The sequence below is a fragment of the Paucibacter sp. M5-1 genome (assembly GCF_027498415.2).
Classification (GTDB): Bacteria; Pseudomonadota; Gammaproteobacteria; order Burkholderiales; family Burkholderiaceae_C; genus Roseateles_E.
Map to the genome: position 1 here is coordinate 692877 of NZ_JAPZLM020000001.1, position 16930 is coordinate 709806.

Consider the following 16930-nt stretch of genomic DNA (forward strand, 5'->3'; position numbering starts at 1 on the left):
ATCAGCTCGGTCGCGGGAAGGCGCGGTCCAGCTTGTCGTCGACCTCGCCGACATAGGCCGACAGACTGCGGGTCGACTCGCCCAGCTGCTGCAGCAGCCGCTGCTCCAGCTGCTCGACCCGGGCCGCCGTCTCACGCCCGACCGCGGCGCTTTGCGCCTCGATGCGGCGCAGCTCGGCCTCCAGAAAGCCACGCAGCTCGGTGAAGCGCGAGGCCTCGGCCTGATCGGCCAGCTCGCGCTGCGCCTTCAGCTCCTTGGCAAAGCGGCGCGACTCCATGATCACACCGGCCTGCTGGAACAGGATGTAGATCAGGAACAAGGCGCTGACCCCGCCGGTGACGACCAGCATGATCAGGCCCAGCGGCGCATTCACATCGGTGAAACCGAGGGTCAGCGGTGTCGGGGTCGTGAACGGCACCCAGTTCAGCATTGCAAAAATCGCCAGCAAAGCCAGCACCACGGCAATCGCGACGGCACGCAAATTCATCATTCATTCTCCCGATCGACAGACGGTGACGATTCACCGCCATCGCGTGACCCTAACACCATCGGCCGCCCTGGTGCAGGTCATCCAAGGCTGGCCTCGCGCGGGCTCGCCGGCAGCGCCCAGACGCGGCCCGCACCGATCGCGTAGCAGTGGCCGCCCGGATGCCGCGTCGTGCTGCCGGTGAAGGCGCCGAAGGCGGGCAGGATCAGCAGACCCTCGTTGCAGACAAAGCAGGGCAAGCGCTGGCGCTCATGTACGCGTCCCCGCAGCAGCACGGCCGGGTGCAGATGCCCGGCCAGCACGAGACTGCCCGCCACCCGTTGCGGGTGGTGGCAGGCGGCGAAGGGGCCGAGCCGGTAGGGCTCGTCGACCACCGTGAAGCGCAGCGCGGCTGGCGGATCGCCGGCATGGCCGTCGTGATTGCCGCGCACCAGCAGGCAGTCCAGCGCCACATGGGCCTCGCGCCAACGCTGCAGCGGCGCCATCACCTGAGGCTGCTGCGCCGCCGCCGCATGCAGCAGATCGCCCAGCACCAGCAGCCGGTCCGCCCGCAGGCTTTGAACGAGCGTGGACAGGCGTTGCAGATTCTCGCGGGTGGTGCCGCTGGGTACCGGCAGGCCCAGGGCGCGAAAACTCGCGGCCTTGCCCAGATGCACATCGGCGACGACCAGCGTGCGCTCGCGCGGCCACCAGAGCGCGCGTTCGGGCAGCAAGTCGACACGCTCGCCGGCCAGATCGAGGCCCAGCGCGCCGGCCGGCGTCGCTTCGTTCATGGTCGCACCCTTGGCCGGCGCCGCTCGCGCGCGGCTTGCTGCGGCGCCGGCGGCGGGCTGGACGAGTCCAGCGCCAGCGCGGCCTTGGCCTGCTCGGCGCTGACGGCCGCTGCGCCGCCGGCGCTGTGCTCCAGCTCGGCCACCAGTCGCGCGATGCGATCACTCAGCGCCTCATTGCTCAGCTTCTCGCGGAAGCGCTCGACCAGCAGCGGGAAGGCCAGTGGCGTCGGCTTCTTCAGCGCCTGCACGCGCAAGACCTGGCCCTGCATCCGCGTCAACGCGGCCATCAACTGGCGCACATCGAGCTCCTGGCTCAGCAGCTCCTGCTCGGCCTGGGCCAGCAGGCGGTTGGCCGGGTCGTACTGCTGGAAGACCTCGAAGAACAGCGAGGCCGAGGCCTGCAGCTGGCGGTTGCTGCGCTGCTCGCCCGGATGGCTCTGAAAGATCAGCCCGGCAATCCGCGCGATCTCGCGGAAGCGCCGCCGCTGCAGCTCGGTCGCGTTCAGGCTGGCCAGCACCTGGGGCAGCAGCGCGCCGGCATCGTCCGGCGGCGCCAGCAGCGCCGGCAGCCGCGCCGCCCAGTCGATGGGCTTGGCGCTCAGCAGCTCGAAACCGTAGTCGTTCATCGCGATCGAGAAGGTGCCGGTCTCGGGCTGCGCCGCGCGCCAGGCCAGCAGCCCGGCCAGGCCCAGATGCACCTGCCGGCCGGCGAAGGGGTAGAGAAACAGATGCCAGCCCTCGCGGCTCTTCCAGGTTTCGGCCAGCAAGGTCTGCGGCGTCGGCAGCGCCGACCAGGCTTTCTGCAGGTCCAGCAGCGGCCGCACGCACTGCATCTCGGGCGTGTCGAAGCGGCCGGTGTCGGCCGCCTCCAGCCTGCGCAGCACCGCATCGGCCAGCGTGCTGGACAGCGGCATGCGGCCACCGTTCCAGCGCGGCAGTGCGGCGCTGCCGGCCGTGCCGCGCTTGACCAGCGCCGTCATCTGGTGGACACGGATCAGTTCGAGCAGCCGACCGCCGAACATGAAACAGTCGCCGGGCTGGAGCCGGGCGACGAAGCTCTCCTCCACCGTGCCGAGCTTGCCGCCGCCCAGGTACTGCACGCTGATCGCCGCGTCGCTGACGATGGTGCCGATATTGCTGCGATGGCGCCGCGCCAGGCGTGCGTCGGCCACCCGCCAGACCCCCTCCTCATCGGGCGCGGCGCGGCGGTAGTCGGGATAGGCCGCCAGCGCGGGCCCGCCCTGGCGCACGAAGTCCAGGCACCACTGCCAGTTTTCGGGGGACAGGTCTTGATAGGCGACGCTGCTGCGCACCTCGGCATACAGCGCGTCGGGCTTGAAGCCCCCGCCCAGCGCGATCGTCACCAGATGCTGGACCAGCACATCCAGCGGCTGCTGCGGCGAGGGTCTGGCCTCGATCTGGCCGGCCAACACCGCGTCGCGCGCGGCGGCCGCCTCGACCAGCTCCAGGCTGTGCGTGGGCACCAGCGTGATGCGCGAGGGCCGGCCCGGGGCATGGCCGGAGCGGCCGGCGCGCTGCAGCAGACGCGCGACACCCTTGGCCGAGCCGATCTGCAGCACGCGGTCGACCGGCAGGAAATCGACGCCGAGATCCAGGCTGGAGGTGCAGACCGCCGCGCGGACCCGGCCCTCCTTCAGCCCCAGCTCCACCCAGTCGCGCAGCTCGCGGTCCAGCGAACCATGGTGCAGGGCCAGCACGCCGGCCCAGTCGGGCCGCGCCTCCAGCAGCGCGTGGTACCAGCGCTCGGCCTGCGAGCGCATATTGGTGAAGACCAGGCAGCTCTTGCTCTCCTCGATGGCCTGCACCACCTGCGGCAGCATGCGCAGCCCCATATGGCCCGCCCAGGCGAAGCGTTCGGCCGACGCAGGCAGCAAGGTGTCGATCACCAAGGCCTTGTCGGTCTCGCCCTGCACCAGCAGCGGCGCGGGATGGAGGTCGTCGGCCGGCACGCCGGTCAGCGCGCGCAGCGCCTCGGGCAGATTGCCCAGCGTGGCCGACAGCGCCCAGCTCTGCAGCTGCGGATTGAGCCGGCGCAGCCGCGCCAGCGCCAGCTGGGTCTGCACGCCGCGCTTGTTGCCCAGCAGCTCGTGCCACTCGTCGACGACGACCAGCCGGACCTGCTTGAGCACCTCCCCCGCATCGGCGCGCGCCAGCAGCAAGGACAGGCTCTCGGGCGTCGTCACCAGCACGGTCGGCAGCCGCCGGTCCTGGCGGGCCCGCTCGGCCGAGCCCGTGTCGCCGCTGCGCAGCCCGCTGCTCCAGCGGGGCGCCAGCGCGGGCAGCGGCTGCTGCAGCGCACGCAGGGTGTCGGCCGCGAGCGCGCGCATCGGCGTGATCCACAGCACGGTCAGCGCCGGCGCGCCGGTACCGGGCAGGCCGCCGAACTGCTGCAGCGCGCCGAGCCAGACCGCCAGGGTCTTGCCGCTGCCGGTGCTCGAATGCAGCAGCCCGCTGCGGCCCTCGGCCAGCGCCTGCCAGACCTCGGGCTGGAAGCCGAAGGCCTGCCAGCCGCGCTCGCGCAGCCAGTCCTCGGCGGGGCTCGGCTTGGCCTTGCGTGAGGGGGCCATCGTCAGTCGGCCTCCCCATTCAGCAAGGCCTGCAGCGTGGCCAGCGTATCGGCCTCGTCGACCGGCTTGTCCTCGCGCCGGCGCAGCATGCGCGGGAAGCGCACCGCGATGCCGCTCTTGTGCCGGCTGCTCTTCGCGATGCCCTCGAAGCCCAGCTCGAACACCAGGCTCGGTGTGACGCTGCGCACCGGGCCGAAGCTCTCGACCGTGGTCTTGCGGATGATGGCATCCACCGCCCGGATCTCCTCGTCGCTGAGCCCCGAGTAGGCCTTCGCGAACGGCACCAGCTGGCGCGCCGGATCCTCGGGCGGGCCGCTCCAGACCGCGAAGGTGTAGTCGGTGTAGAGGCTGGCGCGGCGGCCATGGCCGCGCTGCGCGTAGATCAGCACGGCGTCGACCGACAGCGGATCGATCTTCCATTTCCACCAGATGCCGACGTCCTTGGTGCGGCCGACCCCGTACAGCGCGTCGCGGCGCTTCAGCATCATGCCCTCGACGCCGAGCGCGCGCGCCTGCTCGCGCTGCCGGGCCAGATCGGCCCAGCTCTCGCCGCGCAGCGGCGGGCTCAGCACGAGCTGAGGCCGGGGCTGCGAGGTGATCAGGGCCTCCAGCTGCGCGCGGCGCGCCTGCTGCGGCTGCCCGCGCAAGTCCTGACCCTGCGCTTCCAGCAGGTCATAGACGCACAGCACCGCCGGCAGCTCGCGCAGCAGCTTGGCGCTCAAGCTCTTGCGGCCGATGCGCTGCTGCAGCTCGGCGAAGGGCCGCGGCTGGGTCTGGGCCTCGTGCCAGACCAGAATCTCGCCGTCCAGCACCGTGCCATCCGGCAGCACCGTGCCCATCTGCTGCAGCTCGGGAAAACGGTCGCTGATCAGCTCCTCGCCGCGCGACCAGAGCCAGACCTGACCCTCGCGCTTGACCAGCTGCGCACGGATGCCGTCCCATTTCCATTCCACGAGCCAGTCGCTCGGCGGCCCGAGCGTCGCGTCAAACTGGGCCAGGGGCAAGTTGAAGGGGTGGGCCAGGAAAAAGGGATAGGGCTGGCCGCCGACCGAATCGACCGCATCCGCCGAATCAGCGGGTGCGATCAGCGCCAGATAGTCCGCGGCACCGGGCCGCGCGCCGATGTGGGTGTAGCCCATCAGTCGCTGCGCGATGCGCTTGGCATCGATGCCGCTGACCGCGGCCAGCGCCTGCGTGACCTGCAGCCGCGAGACGCCGACGCGCAGGCTGCCGGTGATCAGTTTGAAGTAGGCCAGGCGTTGAGAGGCGGCCAGCAGCTGCCATTGCTCGGCCAGCCGGGCTTCCAAGACCTCCGGCGCCAGGCCGCGCAGCGGCAGCAGGTGCTGCGCCATCCAGTCGGCCAGCGGCAGCTCGGTGCTGGCGCCGGACTCGGGCAGCAGCAGCGCCATCGTCTCGGCCAGATCGCCGACCGCCTCGTAGCTCTCGTCAAACAGCCACTCCGGCAGGCCGGCGGCGCGCCGCGCCAGCCCGCGCAGCAGCTTGCTCGACACCAGCTGACGCGGTTTGCCACCGGCCAGGAAATAGACGGCCCAGGCGGCATCGGCCGGCGGCGCGCTGCGCAGATAGGCCTGCAGCGCGGCCTGCTTCGCCGAGCTGGCGGTCGACGCGTCGAGGGCGCGATAGAGCGCGGCGAAGGCCTCCATCTCAGCCGGCCTCGCCCGCAGCGGCGGCCGCCGCCGGCGCGTCCTCGTCCTCGTGACCGTACTCGGTCGCAAAGCTCTGGGCCTGCAAGCCCTGCTCGCTGAGCCAGCGCACCATCACCGCCACCTGGCCATGGGTGACGAAGACACGCTCCGCGCCACTGGCCATGATCGCGCGCTGCAGGCCGGGCCAGTCGGCATGGTCGGACACGACAAAGCCGCGGTCCACGCCGCGGCGCCGGCGCGTGCCGCGCAGCTGCATCCAGCCGCTGGCGAAGGCATCCGAGTAGTCACCGAAGCGCCGCATCCAGGGCGAGCGGCCGGCCGAGGGCGGCGCGATCACCAGCGCGCGACCGAGCGCGGCCTTGTCCAAGCCCACGTCGCCGACACTGACCGTATCGGGCAAGGTGACCCCGGCCGCACGATAGATCGCATTCAGCGGCTCGACCGCACCATGGGCGACGATGGGGCCGATGCCCGCATCGCGCAAGCCATGCAGCAGACGCTGCGCCTTGCCCAGCGCATAGGCATAGAGAACCGAGGGCCGCCCCGCCTCGGCATTACCCTGCCACCAGGCCCGGATCTCGGCGAACAGCGCGGCCTGACTGGGCCAGCGGTAGATCGGCAGGCCGAAGGTCGATTCGGTGATGAAGGTGTCGCAGCGCACCGGCTCGAAGGGCGCGCAGGTGCCGTCGTCCTCCAGCTTGTAGTCGCCCGAGGCAACCCAGACGCGCCCGCCGTGCTCCAGCCGCACTTGGGCCGAGCCCCGCACATGGCCGGCCGGATGCAGCGAGAGCCTCACACCGTGGTGTTCGACCACCTCGCCGTAGCCCAGGGTCTGCAGCGTGATGTCCTCGCCGAGCCGGCGGCGCAGGATGGGCGCGTTGCCATGGTGGGCCAGGTAGTGGGAGTGGCCAACGCGGGCATGGTCGCTGTGAGCATGGGTGATCACCGCCCGGTCGACCGGACGCCACGGATCAATATAGAAATCGCCGGGCGGGCAGTACAGCCCTTCGGGGCGGGCGACGATGAGATCGTTGTCGAAACCCATGGCTGATGGTAAGGGCGCGGCAGCGCGCGCGCTGTAGGACGCCACCTTGTAGGATGGCGACCATTGACCTTGGCCGGTCGGCGACAGCCGGCTTGGCAGCCCAAACCCCACAACTCTCAGCAGAAAACCAAGCCATGGCCGTCTCGAAGTTCGCCACCTGGAATGTCAACTCCCTGGCCGTGCGCCTGCCGCAGCTGCTGGACTGGCTGGCCGCCAACCCGGTCGATGCGCTGGTGCTGCAGGAAACCAAGCTGACCGACGACAAGTTCCCGACCTTGGAGATCGGCGCGGCCGGCTACCAGGTGCAGTGGTTCGGGCAGAAGACCTATAACGGCGTCGCGCTGCTGAGCCGCGAGCCGGCCCAGGACGTGGTCAAGAACATCGTCGGTTATGCCGACGAGCAGGCCCGGCTGATCGCCGGCACGGTGGCCGGCGTGCGCGTGATCGGTGGCTATTTCCCGAACGGTCAGGCGCTGGACAGCGACAAGTTCGTCTACAAGATGGCCTGGCTGGAGGCCTTGCGGGGCTGGCTGGCCGGCGAGCTGAACGCACACCCGAAGCTGGTGCTGATGGGCGATTTCAATATCGCCCCCGAGGACCGCGACTGCTACGACCCGGCCGCCTTTATCGGCCAGACCCACTGCTCGCCGCAGGAGCGTGCCCACTTCCAAGCCTTGCTGGACCTGGGCCTGGTCGACAGCTACCGGCTGTTCGAGCAGGCGCCCAAGAGCTACAGCTGGTGGGACTATCGCAACCTCGCCTTCCGCAAGAATCAGGGCCTGCGCATCGACCACATCCTGGTCAGCGAGGCACTGCGGGCCGGGGTCAAGTCATGCGTGATCGACCGGCAGATGCGCAAGAACGAGCGCCCCAGCGACCATGCGCCGGTGATCGTCGAGATCGAGGTCTGATCAGCGCAGCGCCCGCTGCATGGCCTCATAGAAACGGCCCACATGCAGGCCGTCCATCAGCGCGTGGTGCACCTCGACGGCCACCGGCATCCAGAGCCGACCGCCCTCCTCGCTGAACTTGCCAAAAGCCAGCTTGGGCACCGAGTCCAGCGCCGCCGGCCCGCGCGCGTGGCTGAAGCTCGTGAAGGCCAGCCAGGGGATGGTGGTCATATGGATCATCGCCTGCGAATCGGCGTCTTCCAGCGGGCCGGCGCCGCCGGCCTTGGCGATGGCCAGCAGCGGCAGCGCGCGCTCGACAAAGCGCCCGAAGTCAGGCTCGTAAGGCAGGGTCGCGAACGCGATGCTCTCGTCCTCGCGCAGCACCGTGGTGCTGCCGTCCACCTGCTCATGCACACTCACCCGGCCCTCGTCGAGGCGGTAGCGAAAGGCCTCTACCTCATTGGCCGCGCGCAAGGCCGCATGGTGATAGGCGAGGAACAGGGTCGCGCCACTATGCTGAGCGACCCGGGCCTGCAGGGCGCTGACGTCGACGCGACCGCACAAGCTGAAAAAAGGCTGGCTCAGGCCGGCGAAATGCGCGAATGCCGCACGGCGCGGCCAGTTGTCAAGATCAAGATGGCTGGGCATCGTGACATCGTACCGGCAGTGGCAATGGCGGCGCTACCAGCCCGCCGCGACTTGAGCTGCATCAAGCCGGGGCCGTAATAACCCTGACATTCTTGTCGGGTCGCCCATTGTGCGGGCGCGGCCTTGGAGAGTTTTTGATGCGTAACAACCTTCCCGTCACCTCGCGTGAATATCCCTTCCCGAGCGGGCAAAGCCTGGTGTCGACCACCGACCTGAAGGGGCGCATCCTGCATTGCAACGCGGCCTTCGTTACCGTCAGCGGCTTCGAGCGCTCGGAACTGCTGGGCCAGCCCCACAACCTGATACGCCACCCCGACATGCCCGAAGAGGCCTTCCGCGATATGTGGGCCACGATAGGCGCGGGTCTGCCCTGGTCGGGCCTGGTAAAAAACCGCCGCAAGAACGGTGACTTCTACTGGGTGCAGGCCAATGTCACGCCGCTGCTGGAAGGCGATCAGCCGGTCGCTTATATGTCGGTGCGCTCCGAGGCCAGCCGCGAGCAGATCGCCGCCGCCGAGGCGCTGTACACGACGATGCGGGCGGAAAAGCAGGCCGGGGCCCTGCTGCATGTGCTGCAGCGGGGCCAGGTCTTGCGGCAAGACCTGGCCGGCCGGCTGCGCGGCCTCGGCCGCTTCGCGCCCGCGCTGCGCTGGGCCGCCGGCTATGCGCTGGTCGGCGGTCTGGGGCTGCTGCTGGGCCAGAACCTGGGACTGGCGGTAGCCCTCCCGCTGCTGGGCCTGGCGGCCCTCGCCGCCGCCGCGCTGGCCTGCGCCCAGGGCCGCGCCGCGCTGGAGCATGCGACCGGCTATGCGAACCGCCTGGCCGCCGGCGACCTGAGCCAGACCCTGGAACCGGGCCGGCACGCCCAGGTAGCCGGCCTGGAGGGCGCGCTGCGCCAGCTGGCCGTCAATATGCGGGCGCTGGTGTCGGACACCCGCCGCGAGCTGGAGCAGATGCGCGTGGTCAGCGCCGAGATCGCGCAGGGCAACCAGGATCTGGCGCAGCGCACCGAGTCGCAGGCGGCCAGCCTGGAGCAGACGGCCGCCAGCATGGAGGAGATCACCGCCACCGTGCGCCACAGCTCCGACGCGGCCCAGCAGGCCAGCGGTGTGGCCCGGCAGCTGAGCCAGGTGTCGCGCCGCAGCGCCGGCGTGGTGCACTCGGTCACCGACACCATGGGCGGGATCTCGAGCTCGTCCAAGCGCATCGGCGAGATCATCCAGGTGATCGACAGCATCGCCTTCCAGACCAATATCCTGGCCCTCAATGCCGCCGTCGAGTCGGCCCGGGCCGGCGAGCATGGCCGCGGCTTCGCGGTGGTGGCCGCCGAGGTGCGGGCGCTGGCCCAGCGCAGCAGCACGGCGGCGCGCGAGATCAAGCAGCTGATCGACGACTCCTCGACCAAGGTCGAGGCCGGCGAGCGCCAGACCCGCCAGGCCCGCGAGAGCATCGACGAGACCCTGGCCTCGGTCGAGCATTTCACCCAGCTGATCGGCGGCATCGACAACGGCGCCCGCGAGCAGCTGATGGGCATCTCGCAGATCCACGAGGCGGTCCAGCACCTAGACGGCATCACCCAGCAGAACGCCAGCCTGGTGGAGCAGCTGGCCCGTGCCGGCAGCCAGCTGCAGGAGCAGGCCGGCGAGGTGGCGGCCGCGCTGCAGGTCTTCAGGCTGGACCGCCGATCCGCCGGCGCCCTGCCCGATGCGGTGGCACTGCGGCGCGAGGCCAAGGCCCGTGCGGCCTGAGAGAACGACCCGCACGCCAGCAAGGAAGGCACACACTCGCAATAATCGCCGACATCATCAACGGAGTCGGCAATGCATCATCAGAACAGCCCCGAGGCGCTCTTGCAGCAATGGATCGATGAGGAGGCGGCCGTGCGTACGCGGCTGGCCGAGCCGGGGCTGGCGCGGCCCGATCAGATCAAGGGCCGCACCGGCCTGCAGGTGATGCAGGCCATGCTGGACGGCGAACTGCCGCCGCCGCATATCGCCAAGACCCTGGACTTCACGCTGATCTCGGTGGCCGACGGCGAAGCGGTATTCCAAGGCCGGCCGCTGCTGCGCCACTACAACCCGCTGGGCTCGGTGCATGGCGGCTGGTTCGCCACCCTGCTCGACTCGGCGCTGGGCTGCGCGGTGCACACCAAAATGGAACCCGGGCGCGGCTACACCACGCTGGAGTTCAAGGTGAACCTGGTGCGCGCGCTGAGCGAGAAAGTGCCGCTGGTGCGCGCGATCGGCACGGTGACCCACAGCGGCCGCCAGGTCGCGACCTCGGAGGCGCGCCTGGTCGGCCACGACGGCAAGCTCTATGCCCATGCGAGCACGACCTGCCTGGTCTTCGATCTACCGCAGTGAGTGGGTCTCGGCGGCCAGCCGGGTGATGCGGGCCCAGTCGCCGGCATCGACCGCGTCCTGCGGGGTCAGCCAAGAGCCGCCGCAGACCTTGACGTTGGCCAGGCTCAGGAACTGCGGCGCGGTCGCCAGCGAGATGCCGCCGGTGGGGCAGAACGCCACATCGGGAAAGGGCCCGGCCAGCGCCTTCAGCAGATTGACACCGCCCACGGCCACGGCCGGGAACAGCTTCAGAAAGCCGTAGCCGGCCGCATTGGCCTGCATCACCTCGCTGGCCGTCGATACCCCCGGCAGCAGCGGCAGGCCCTGCTCGCGGCAGGCCGCGCCGATCGCGTCGGTGTAGCCGGGGCTGACGCCGAACTGGCAGCCGGCGTCGCGGGCGGCCTTGACATCGGCCACGGTGCGCAGCGTGCCGGCGCCGACGATGGCCTGGGGTACGGCGCGCGCCATCGCCTCCATCGCCTGCAAGGCCACCGGGGTGCGCAGCGTCACCTCCAGCACCTTGACGCCGCCGGCCACCAGGGCCTCGGCCAGCGGCACCGCATCCTGCAGACGCTGGATCACGATGACGGGAATGACGGGGCCGTGGCTGGCCAGGCTGAGGGTATCGGTGTTCATCATTGGATTCTTCACAACCAGGTGACAGCGCCCTCTTCGGCGCTCAAGACATTGCGGCGCATGCCGGCAAACAACTCGCGGCCCAGGCCGTGGCCGTTGTCGTCGCGCTGCTCGGGCGTGATCGCGGCCTGCTCGCGGGCCGCCCATTCCGCCTCGGGCACCAGGGCCAGCAGCTCGCCGCTGACGGCGTCCAGCCGGACCAGATCGCCGTCGCGCAGCTTGCCCAGCGGCCCGCCGGCCAGGGCCTCGGGCGAGACATGAATGGCCGCCGGAATCTTGCCGGAGGCGCCGCTCATGCGGCCGTCGGTGACCAGGGCCACCTTGAAGCCCTTGCCCTGCAGCACGGCCAGCGGCGGGGTCAGCTTGTGCAGCTCGGGCATGCCATTGGCCTGCGGCCCCTGGAAGCGCACGACCACGACCACATCGCGCTCCAGCTCGCCGGCCTTGAAGGCGGCCAGCATCGAGTCCTGGTCATTGAAGATGCGCGCCGGCGCCTCGACGATGTGGCGGTCCTCGGGCACCGCCGACACCTTGATCACCGAGCGGCCCAGATTGCCCTGCAGCAGCTTCAGGCCGCCGGTGGCGCTGAAGGGCGCGGCGGCGCGGCGCACCACCGACTCGTCGCCGCTGTCCGGCGGCAGCGCATGCCAGACCACCTGGGCACCCTCGGCGGCCAGCGTCGGCACCTTGGCATAGGGGCGCAGCGACTCGCCGGCCACGCTCAGCACGTCCTCGTGCATCAGCCCGGCATCGAGCAGTTCGCGGATCACGAAGCCGGGGCCGCCGGCCGCCTGGAACTGGTTCACATCGGCCGCACCGTTCGGGTAGACGCGTGACAACAGCGGCACCACGCCAGAGAGCTCGGAGAAGTCGCTCCAGTCGATCAGGATGCCGGCCGAGCGGGCCACGGCCACCCAGTGGATCAGGTGGTTGGTCGAGCCGCCGGTGGCCAGCAGGGCCGCCATCGCATTGACGATGCAGCGCTCGTCGACCAGCTTGCCGATCGGCGTGTAGCGCTGCTTGGCGGTGATGCTCAGCGCGCTGCGCACCGCCTCGCGGGTCAGGGCCTCGCGCAGTTCGTCGTGCGGATGGACAAAGGCCGCGCCGGGCACGTGCAGGCCCATCGCCTCCAGCAGCATCTGGTTGCTATTGGCCGTGCCGTAGAAGGTGCAGGTGCCGGCGCCGTGATAGGCGGCCGACTCGGCCTTCAGAAGCTCGTCGCGGCCGACCTTGCCCTGGGCAAACTGCTCGCGCACCTTGGCCTTGTCATTGTTCGACAGGCCCGAGCTCATCGGCCCGGCCGGCACGAAGACGCAGGGCAGATGGCCGAAATGCAGGGCCCCGATCAAGAGGCCCGGCACGATCTTGTCGCAGATGCCCAGCAGCAGGGCCGCATCGAAGACATCATGGGACAGCGCTATCGCGGTCGACATCGCGATGCTGTCGCGCGAGAACAGGCTCAGCTCCATGCCGGGCAGGCCCTGGGTGACGCCGTCGCACATGGCCGGCACGCCGCCGGCCACCTGCACCGTGGCGCCCAGCGCATGGGCGGCCTCGCGTATCAGGGCCGGATAGACCTCGTAAGGCTGGTGGGCCGACAACATATCGTTGTAGGCGGTCACCACGCCCAGATGAGGCGCCTTCTCGGCGACGATGCGCAGCTTGTCATTGGCCGGCATCGCGGCCACCGCATGGGCGACATTGGCGCAACCCATGCGCTCGATGCCCCGCTTGCGGCCCGCCAGTTTGTCCAGGCCATCGAGATAGCGGCCGCGCGTGGCGGCACTGCGTTCGCGGATGCGTGCCGTGACTGCTTTGAGGGTGTTGTTCATGCCGTCGGCCGATGTAACTCGGCAGGTTGAATATTGGTAACCATATTACAAGATCCCGGCCGACTGCAGGTTACATCAGGGGAACAAGACGCGGCCGGCGGGCGCTAGCCGCCGTCTCCGGCGGTCGATATAGTCGGCTGGCGCCCGCCGGAACCAAGCCTGCCTCAGATGCAGGCCCGGGCTTCGGGCGCCCACTCAGGGAGTGAAGACCATGTTGCTCGACGCCTTGTTTGCGCGCATCCCCAGCGTGCGCGCCCGCCTGACCCTGCTGACCGCCGTGCTGTGCCTGCTGATGTCGGGGCTCGCGCTGGCGGGCATGACGATGCTGGCCCGCTCCAACGAATCGCTGCGCACGGTCTATGACGACCGGGTCGTGCCGCTGCAGCAGATCAAGGCGGTGGCCGATGCCTACGCGGTCACCGTGGTCGACAGCACGCACAAGGTGCGGCTGGGCCAGCTCGATGCGGCCGCGGCGGCGCGCCAGATCGAGGCGGCCGGCGAGCTGATACGCCGGCAATGGAGCGCTTACAGCCAGACCTATCTGGTGCCCGAGGAGAAGGCCCTGGTGGCCCGCATCACGCCGCTGCTGGCCGAGGCCGAGCGCCTGCGCAGCGCGCTGCTGGCCGCGCTGGCGGCCGGCGACGAGGCCGCCCTCGCCCGCCTGGCCGGCCAGCAGCTCTACCAGCTGATCGACCCGCTCAGCGATCAGCTCAACGCGCTGGTGGCGGTGCAGCTGGACGTGGCCAGGCGCGAATACGAGCAGGGCCGCGAGCGCTATGCCCAGGCGCGCTGGGCGGCCTGGCTGGGCCTGGGACTGGCCTGCCTGATGGGGGCGGTGATCGCCGGCCTGATCAGCGGCCGCATCATGCGCTCGCTAGGCGGCGAGCCCAGCGATGTGCGCCAGGTGGCCCAGGGCATTGCCCATGGTGCACTGAACCAGCGGTTGCAGGTGGCGCAGGACGATCGCAGCAGCGTGATGGCCCATATGCAGGCCATGCAGCGCGGCCTGGCCGGCATGGTGCGCGAGGTGCGCGCCAATGTCGACGAGCTGCACGCCGCCTCGGGCCAGATCGCCCAGGGCAATTTCGACCTGTCCAGCCGAACCGAGGAGACCGCAGCGACCACCCAGCGCGCCAGCGCCCGGCTCGACGAGGTGATGCAGCGCCTGCGCCTGCGCATCGCCAGTGCCGGCGAGGCCCGCGCGCTGGCCGACGGCACGCGGGCCGTGGCGCAGCGCGCCGGCAGCCAGATGGGCGAGGTGATCGCCTCGATGCAAGGTATCGATGCGGCCGCGCAGCGCATCGGCGACATCACCGGCGTGATCGACGGCATCGCCTTCCAGACCAATATCCTGGCGTTGAACGCGGCGGTGGAGGCGGCGCGCGCCGCCGAGTCAGGGCGCGGCTTTGCGGTGGTGGCCTCCGAGGTGCGGGCGCTGGCGCAGCGCGCCGGCGAGGCCGCGCGCGAGATCAAGACCCTGATCAGCGACACCACCGCGCGCACCGAGGCCGGCTCGCACCAGGTGCGCGAGACCGGCCAGACCCTGCAGCAGATGGTGGCCGAAATTCAGCAGCTGAGCGGCCTGATGCTGCGCCTGGACCAGAGCTCGGGTCAGGACGGCCAGGACATCAGCGAGCTGCAGCTGCAGGTGCAGGAGCTCGACCGGGTGGCGCAGCAGAACGCGGCCCTGGTCGAGGAGATGGCGGCGTCCAGCGAGCAGCTGAAGGACCAGGCGGGCCGGCTCGCGCAGGCGGTGCAGGTCTTCAGCGTCTGAGCGCGCTCAGTCGGCCGGCGCCGCTGCGGGCGTTGCGGCCGCTGCGCCGGCCTTGGCCGGCAGCACGCTGTCGATCAGCGCATCCTTGTCGCTCCACTGGCCCTTGATCCAGTTGGAGATGCGCACCAGCTGGCGCTTGTCCTCCATCGGATTGCCGCCCACCAGCTCGGCCGGTATCGGCCGCTGCTGCACCCGCACGATCACCGGGCCGCAGCGCCCGCTGAGCAGCTGCCAGAAGCTGGGCGCACCTTCGGGGTAGATCAGGGTGACGTCCAGCATGGCCTCGAACTGCTCGCCCATGGTCGCCAGCGCCATCGCCAGCGCGCCGACGCGGGGCTTGAGCAGATGGCGATAGGGACCGTTCTGCTCGGCATGCTTGGCGGCGGTGAAGCGCGTGCCCTCGACGAAGTTGATCACCGTCGTCGGCATGGTCTTGAACTTCTCGCAGGCCTTGCGCGTGGTGGCCAGGTCGGCCGCCTGCGAGGCGGCGTTGCGGCCGCGCTTCATGAAGGGGAAGTCCAGCGCCCACCAGGCCAGGCCGATCACCGGCACCCACATCAGCTCGCGCTTCAGGAAGAACTTCAGAAAGGGGATGCGGCCGTGGAAGATGCGCTGCAGCACCAGGATATCGACCCAGGTCTGGTGATTCGGCGACACCAGGTACCAGCCGCGCCGGTTCAGGCCGTCCAGCCCCTGCACATCCCAGCGCTGCGGGTTGACCAGGGCGATCCAGCCGTTGTTGACCGCCACCCAGCCGGCCGCAATGCCGTTGAGCAGCTCGTTGCACAGCCGGCGCAGGGCCGGCAGCGGCAGCAAGAGCTTGAGCAGGGCCAGCGGCATCATCAGCACCACGCCGGTGACGGTGTTCAGGGCGAGCAGCAGGCCGGTCAAGGCGCCAAGCAAGGGAGCGGGTATCAGCTTCAGCATGGCCCGCAATGTAGCGCAAGCCCGGGAAGATCTTCTTTGGCATTATGTCGCGATGTCTGATTCATGTCCGGATGATGAAACCCTGCAACGTCCTCAGCTGCTGGCCCAGCACCTGGCCCGGCTGCGCGCCGGGGGGCGGCCCCAGGACCTCTGGCTGTTTGCCTACGGCTCGCTGATCTGGCGGCCCGAGATCAAGGTGGCCGAGCAGCAGCTGGCACGGGTACGCGGCTACCACCGTGCGCTGCGCATGCAGTCACGGCTGTATCGCGGCACGCCCGAGCAGCCGGGTCTGGTGCTGGCCCTGCTGTCGGGCGGCAGCTGCCAGGGCCTGCTGTACCGGGTGGCGGCCGCGCAGGCCGAAGCCGCGCTGCGCCAGCTGTGGGCGCGCGAGATGGTGACCGGGGTGTATGAGCCGCGCTGGCTGCGCTGCCATGGCGCGCTCGGCGAGCAGCGCGCGCTGGCCTTCACGCTGTCGCGCCGCAGCTGCCATCTGACCGGCCCGCTCGATGAGGGCCAGCTCCTGCAGGTGTTCCGCCATGCCCAGGGCCGTTACGGCAGCACGCTGGACTATCTGCAGCGCACCGTGCTGAGCTTGCGCGGCCACGGCATCCGCGACCGCGAACTGGAGCGCCAATACCATCTGGCCGCCAGCCATGGGCTGTGCGAGCCGCTGCGCGAGTCAGTCGGGCAAGGCGGAGGCTGAGGACGCGCGCAGCCGCGCCAGGTCCTCGGTCGTGTCGATGTCCAGCAGCACGCCGGGGTCGTCGACCTCCAGGCCTTGCGAGGGGTAGCGCGCGATCAGCCGGCGCGCGCCCTCGTCGCCCTGCAGCCCGACCAGCTCGGAGAACAGCTCGGCGTTGAAGCCCACCGGATGACCGCGCCGGCCCTTGTACTGGGCAAAGCTGATCGGGTACTGCTCCAGCCCCTCGGCCACCCTGAGGATGCTGCTGGCGCGCAGCATCGGCATATCGGCCGGCACGATCAGCCAGCCCTCGGCGTCGCCGGTCGCGGCCACACCGGCCGCGATCGAATGCCCCATGCCGACCGGGCTGGGGCGGCCCTTCTCGTCGAGCTCGGGCATCACGATGATGTCGCGCACGGCCACCGTGTCGCGCACCGCGCCGGCCAGGCTTTCGCTGGTCACCACCACCACCCGCAAGCCGGTCTGGACGGCATTCTTCAGGGTTTGAGACAACAAGGTCTCCGGCCCGAGCGCCTGCTCGAGCTTGTGCCCTTGGCCACGAAAGCGCATGCCCCGTCCTGCCGCCAGCACGACGACTACCGGCCGTCGTTTCATCATTCGCCCTGATCCTTCACAAAA

At 70.1% G+C, this 16930-nt stretch carries 15 protein-coding genes; 5 read left to right on the top strand and 10 right to left on the bottom strand.

Annotated elements, in window-relative coordinates:
- Window position 1: 1 nt before the first annotated feature.
- From O5M90_RS03140 to O5M90_RS03160, 5 genes are all read right to left on the bottom strand, one after another.
- On the bottom strand, window positions 2-490 hold the full coding sequence (locus tag O5M90_RS03140) for a LapA family protein (RefSeq protein WP_272644384.1): 489 nt from the start codon (window positions 488-490) through the stop codon (window positions 2-4).
- Between the two features lie 77 nt (window positions 491-567).
- Entirely contained in the window at window positions 568-1260 is a 693-nt protein-coding gene (pdeM, locus tag O5M90_RS03145) for a ligase-associated DNA damage response endonuclease PdeM (protein ID WP_269841469.1), read from the bottom strand.
- Window positions 1257-3848: a ligase-associated DNA damage response DEXH box helicase gene (locus O5M90_RS03150; RefSeq protein WP_269841468.1), complete on the bottom strand. Its 2592-nt coding sequence runs from the start codon at window positions 3846-3848 to the stop codon at window positions 1257-1259. Before O5M90_RS03150 ends, pdeM begins: the two co-directional genes overlap by 4 nt.
- A gap of 2 nt (window positions 3849-3850) precedes the next feature.
- Entirely contained in the window at window positions 3851-5512 is a 1662-nt protein-coding gene (locus tag O5M90_RS03155; RefSeq protein ID WP_269841467.1) for an ATP-dependent DNA ligase, read from the bottom strand.
- A 1-nt stretch (window position 5513) separates the two neighbouring features.
- Window positions 5514-6560, bottom strand: coding sequence for a ligase-associated DNA damage response exonuclease (locus O5M90_RS03160; RefSeq protein ID WP_269841466.1), 1047 nt, complete (start codon window positions 6558-6560; stop codon window positions 5514-5516).
- Between the two features lie 134 nt (window positions 6561-6694).
- On the opposite strand from O5M90_RS03160, the gene xth reads away from it, so the two are divergent.
- On the top strand, window positions 6695-7471 hold the full coding sequence (xth, locus tag O5M90_RS03165) for an exodeoxyribonuclease III (RefSeq protein WP_269841465.1): 777 nt from the start codon (window positions 6695-6697) through the stop codon (window positions 7469-7471).
- On the opposite strand, the gene O5M90_RS03170 is transcribed toward xth, so the two are convergent.
- A complete protein-coding gene (locus O5M90_RS03170; protein ID WP_269841464.1) occupies window positions 7472-8098 on the bottom strand; it encodes a chloramphenicol acetyltransferase in 627 nt (208 codons plus the stop codon).
- A gap of 137 nt (window positions 8099-8235) precedes the next feature.
- Between O5M90_RS03170 and O5M90_RS03175 the strand changes: the two genes are divergently transcribed.
- Together O5M90_RS03175 and O5M90_RS03180 are read left to right on the top strand one after the other, a co-directional pair.
- Window positions 8236-9846, top strand: coding sequence for a methyl-accepting chemotaxis protein (locus O5M90_RS03175; RefSeq protein ID WP_269841463.1), 1611 nt, complete (start codon window positions 8236-8238; stop codon window positions 9844-9846).
- Between the two features lie 72 nt (window positions 9847-9918).
- Window positions 9919-10461 carry a PaaI family thioesterase gene (locus tag O5M90_RS03180; protein ID WP_262972852.1) on the top strand — a complete coding sequence of 181 codons (543 nt, stop codon included), beginning with the start codon at window positions 9919-9921 and terminating at the stop codon, window positions 10459-10461.
- Here the strand turns inward: O5M90_RS03180 and eda are convergent.
- Both eda and edd read right to left on the bottom strand, forming a co-directional pair.
- Window positions 10450-11076, bottom strand: coding sequence for a bifunctional 4-hydroxy-2-oxoglutarate aldolase/2-dehydro-3-deoxy-phosphogluconate aldolase (gene eda, locus O5M90_RS03185; protein WP_440401808.1), 627 nt, complete (start codon window positions 11074-11076; stop codon window positions 10450-10452). The two genes, O5M90_RS03180 and eda, sit on opposite strands and share 12 nt — an antisense overlap.
- 11 nt (window positions 11077-11087) lie before the next feature.
- Window positions 11088-12908: a phosphogluconate dehydratase gene (edd, locus tag O5M90_RS03190; RefSeq protein ID WP_269841462.1), complete on the bottom strand. Its 1821-nt coding sequence runs from the start codon at window positions 12906-12908 to the stop codon at window positions 11088-11090.
- A 211-nt stretch (window positions 12909-13119) separates the two neighbouring features.
- Here edd and O5M90_RS03195 point away from each other — a divergent pair, with 211 nt between their 5' ends.
- Window positions 13120-14682, top strand: a complete 1563-nt coding sequence (locus tag O5M90_RS03195; RefSeq protein WP_269841461.1) for a methyl-accepting chemotaxis protein — start codon at window positions 13120-13122, stop codon at window positions 14680-14682.
- Between the two features lie 6 nt (window positions 14683-14688).
- Here O5M90_RS03195 and O5M90_RS03200 read toward each other — a convergent pair whose 3' ends face one another.
- Complete coding sequence (locus tag O5M90_RS03200; protein WP_269841460.1) at window positions 14689-15609, bottom strand: acyltransferase; 921 nt, start codon at window positions 15607-15609, stop codon at window positions 14689-14691.
- Between the two features lie 52 nt (window positions 15610-15661).
- Here O5M90_RS03200 and O5M90_RS03205 point away from each other — a divergent pair, with 52 nt between their 5' ends.
- Complete coding sequence (locus O5M90_RS03205) at window positions 15662-16312, top strand: gamma-glutamylcyclotransferase (RefSeq protein WP_269841459.1); 651 nt, start codon at window positions 15662-15664, stop codon at window positions 16310-16312.
- Here the strand turns inward: O5M90_RS03205 and O5M90_RS03210 are convergent.
- On the bottom strand, window positions 16289-16909 hold the full coding sequence (locus O5M90_RS03210) for a nucleotidyltransferase family protein (RefSeq protein WP_262972847.1): 621 nt from the start codon (window positions 16907-16909) through the stop codon (window positions 16289-16291). The genes O5M90_RS03205 and O5M90_RS03210 overlap by 24 nt on opposite strands.
- Window positions 16910-16930: the final 21 nt, after the last annotated feature.

What these genes read in the sequence shown, in the direction of transcription:
- O5M90_RS03140 (WP_272644384.1), bottom strand. Translation starts at nt 490, where the DNA reads ATGATGAATTTGCGTGCCGTCGCGATTGCCGTGGTGCTGGCTTTGCTG.
- O5M90_RS03155 (WP_269841467.1), bottom strand. Translation starts at nt 5,512, where the DNA reads ATGGAGGCCTTCGCCGCGCTCTATCGCGCCCTCGACGCGTCGACCGCC.
- O5M90_RS03195 (WP_269841461.1), top strand. Translation starts at nt 13,120, where the DNA reads ATGTTGCTCGACGCCTTGTTTGCGCGCATCCCCAGCGTGCGCGCCCGC.
- O5M90_RS03210 (WP_262972847.1), bottom strand. Translation starts at nt 16,909, where the DNA reads ATGATGAAACGACGGCCGGTAGTCGTCGTGCTGGCGGCAGGACGGGGC.
- O5M90_RS03170 (WP_269841464.1), bottom strand. Translation starts at nt 8,098, where the DNA reads ATGCCCAGCCATCTTGATCTTGACAACTGGCCGCGCCGTGCGGCATTC.
- O5M90_RS03150 (WP_269841468.1), bottom strand. Translation starts at nt 3,848, where the DNA reads ATGGCCCCCTCACGCAAGGCCAAGCCGAGCCCCGCCGAGGACTGGCTG.
- O5M90_RS03200 (WP_269841460.1), bottom strand. Translation starts at nt 15,609, where the DNA reads ATGCTGAAGCTGATACCCGCTCCCTTGCTTGGCGCCTTGACCGGCCTG.
- pdeM (WP_269841469.1), bottom strand. Translation starts at nt 1,260, where the DNA reads ATGAACGAAGCGACGCCGGCCGGCGCGCTGGGCCTCGATCTGGCCGGC.
- xth (WP_269841465.1), top strand. Translation starts at nt 6,695, where the DNA reads ATGGCCGTCTCGAAGTTCGCCACCTGGAATGTCAACTCCCTGGCCGTG.
- O5M90_RS03160 (WP_269841466.1), bottom strand. Translation starts at nt 6,560, where the DNA reads ATGGGTTTCGACAACGATCTCATCGTCGCCCGCCCCGAAGGGCTGTAC.
- O5M90_RS03175 (WP_269841463.1), top strand. Translation starts at nt 8,236, where the DNA reads ATGCGTAACAACCTTCCCGTCACCTCGCGTGAATATCCCTTCCCGAGC.
- edd (WP_269841462.1), bottom strand. Translation starts at nt 12,908, where the DNA reads ATGAACAACACCCTCAAAGCAGTCACGGCACGCATCCGCGAACGCAGT.
- O5M90_RS03205 (WP_269841459.1), top strand. Translation starts at nt 15,662, where the DNA reads ATGTCTGATTCATGTCCGGATGATGAAACCCTGCAACGTCCTCAGCTG.
- O5M90_RS03180 (WP_262972852.1), top strand. Translation starts at nt 9,919, where the DNA reads ATGCATCATCAGAACAGCCCCGAGGCGCTCTTGCAGCAATGGATCGAT.
- eda (WP_440401808.1), bottom strand. Translation starts at nt 11,076, where the DNA reads ATGAACACCGATACCCTCAGCCTGGCCAGCCACGGCCCCGTCATTCCC.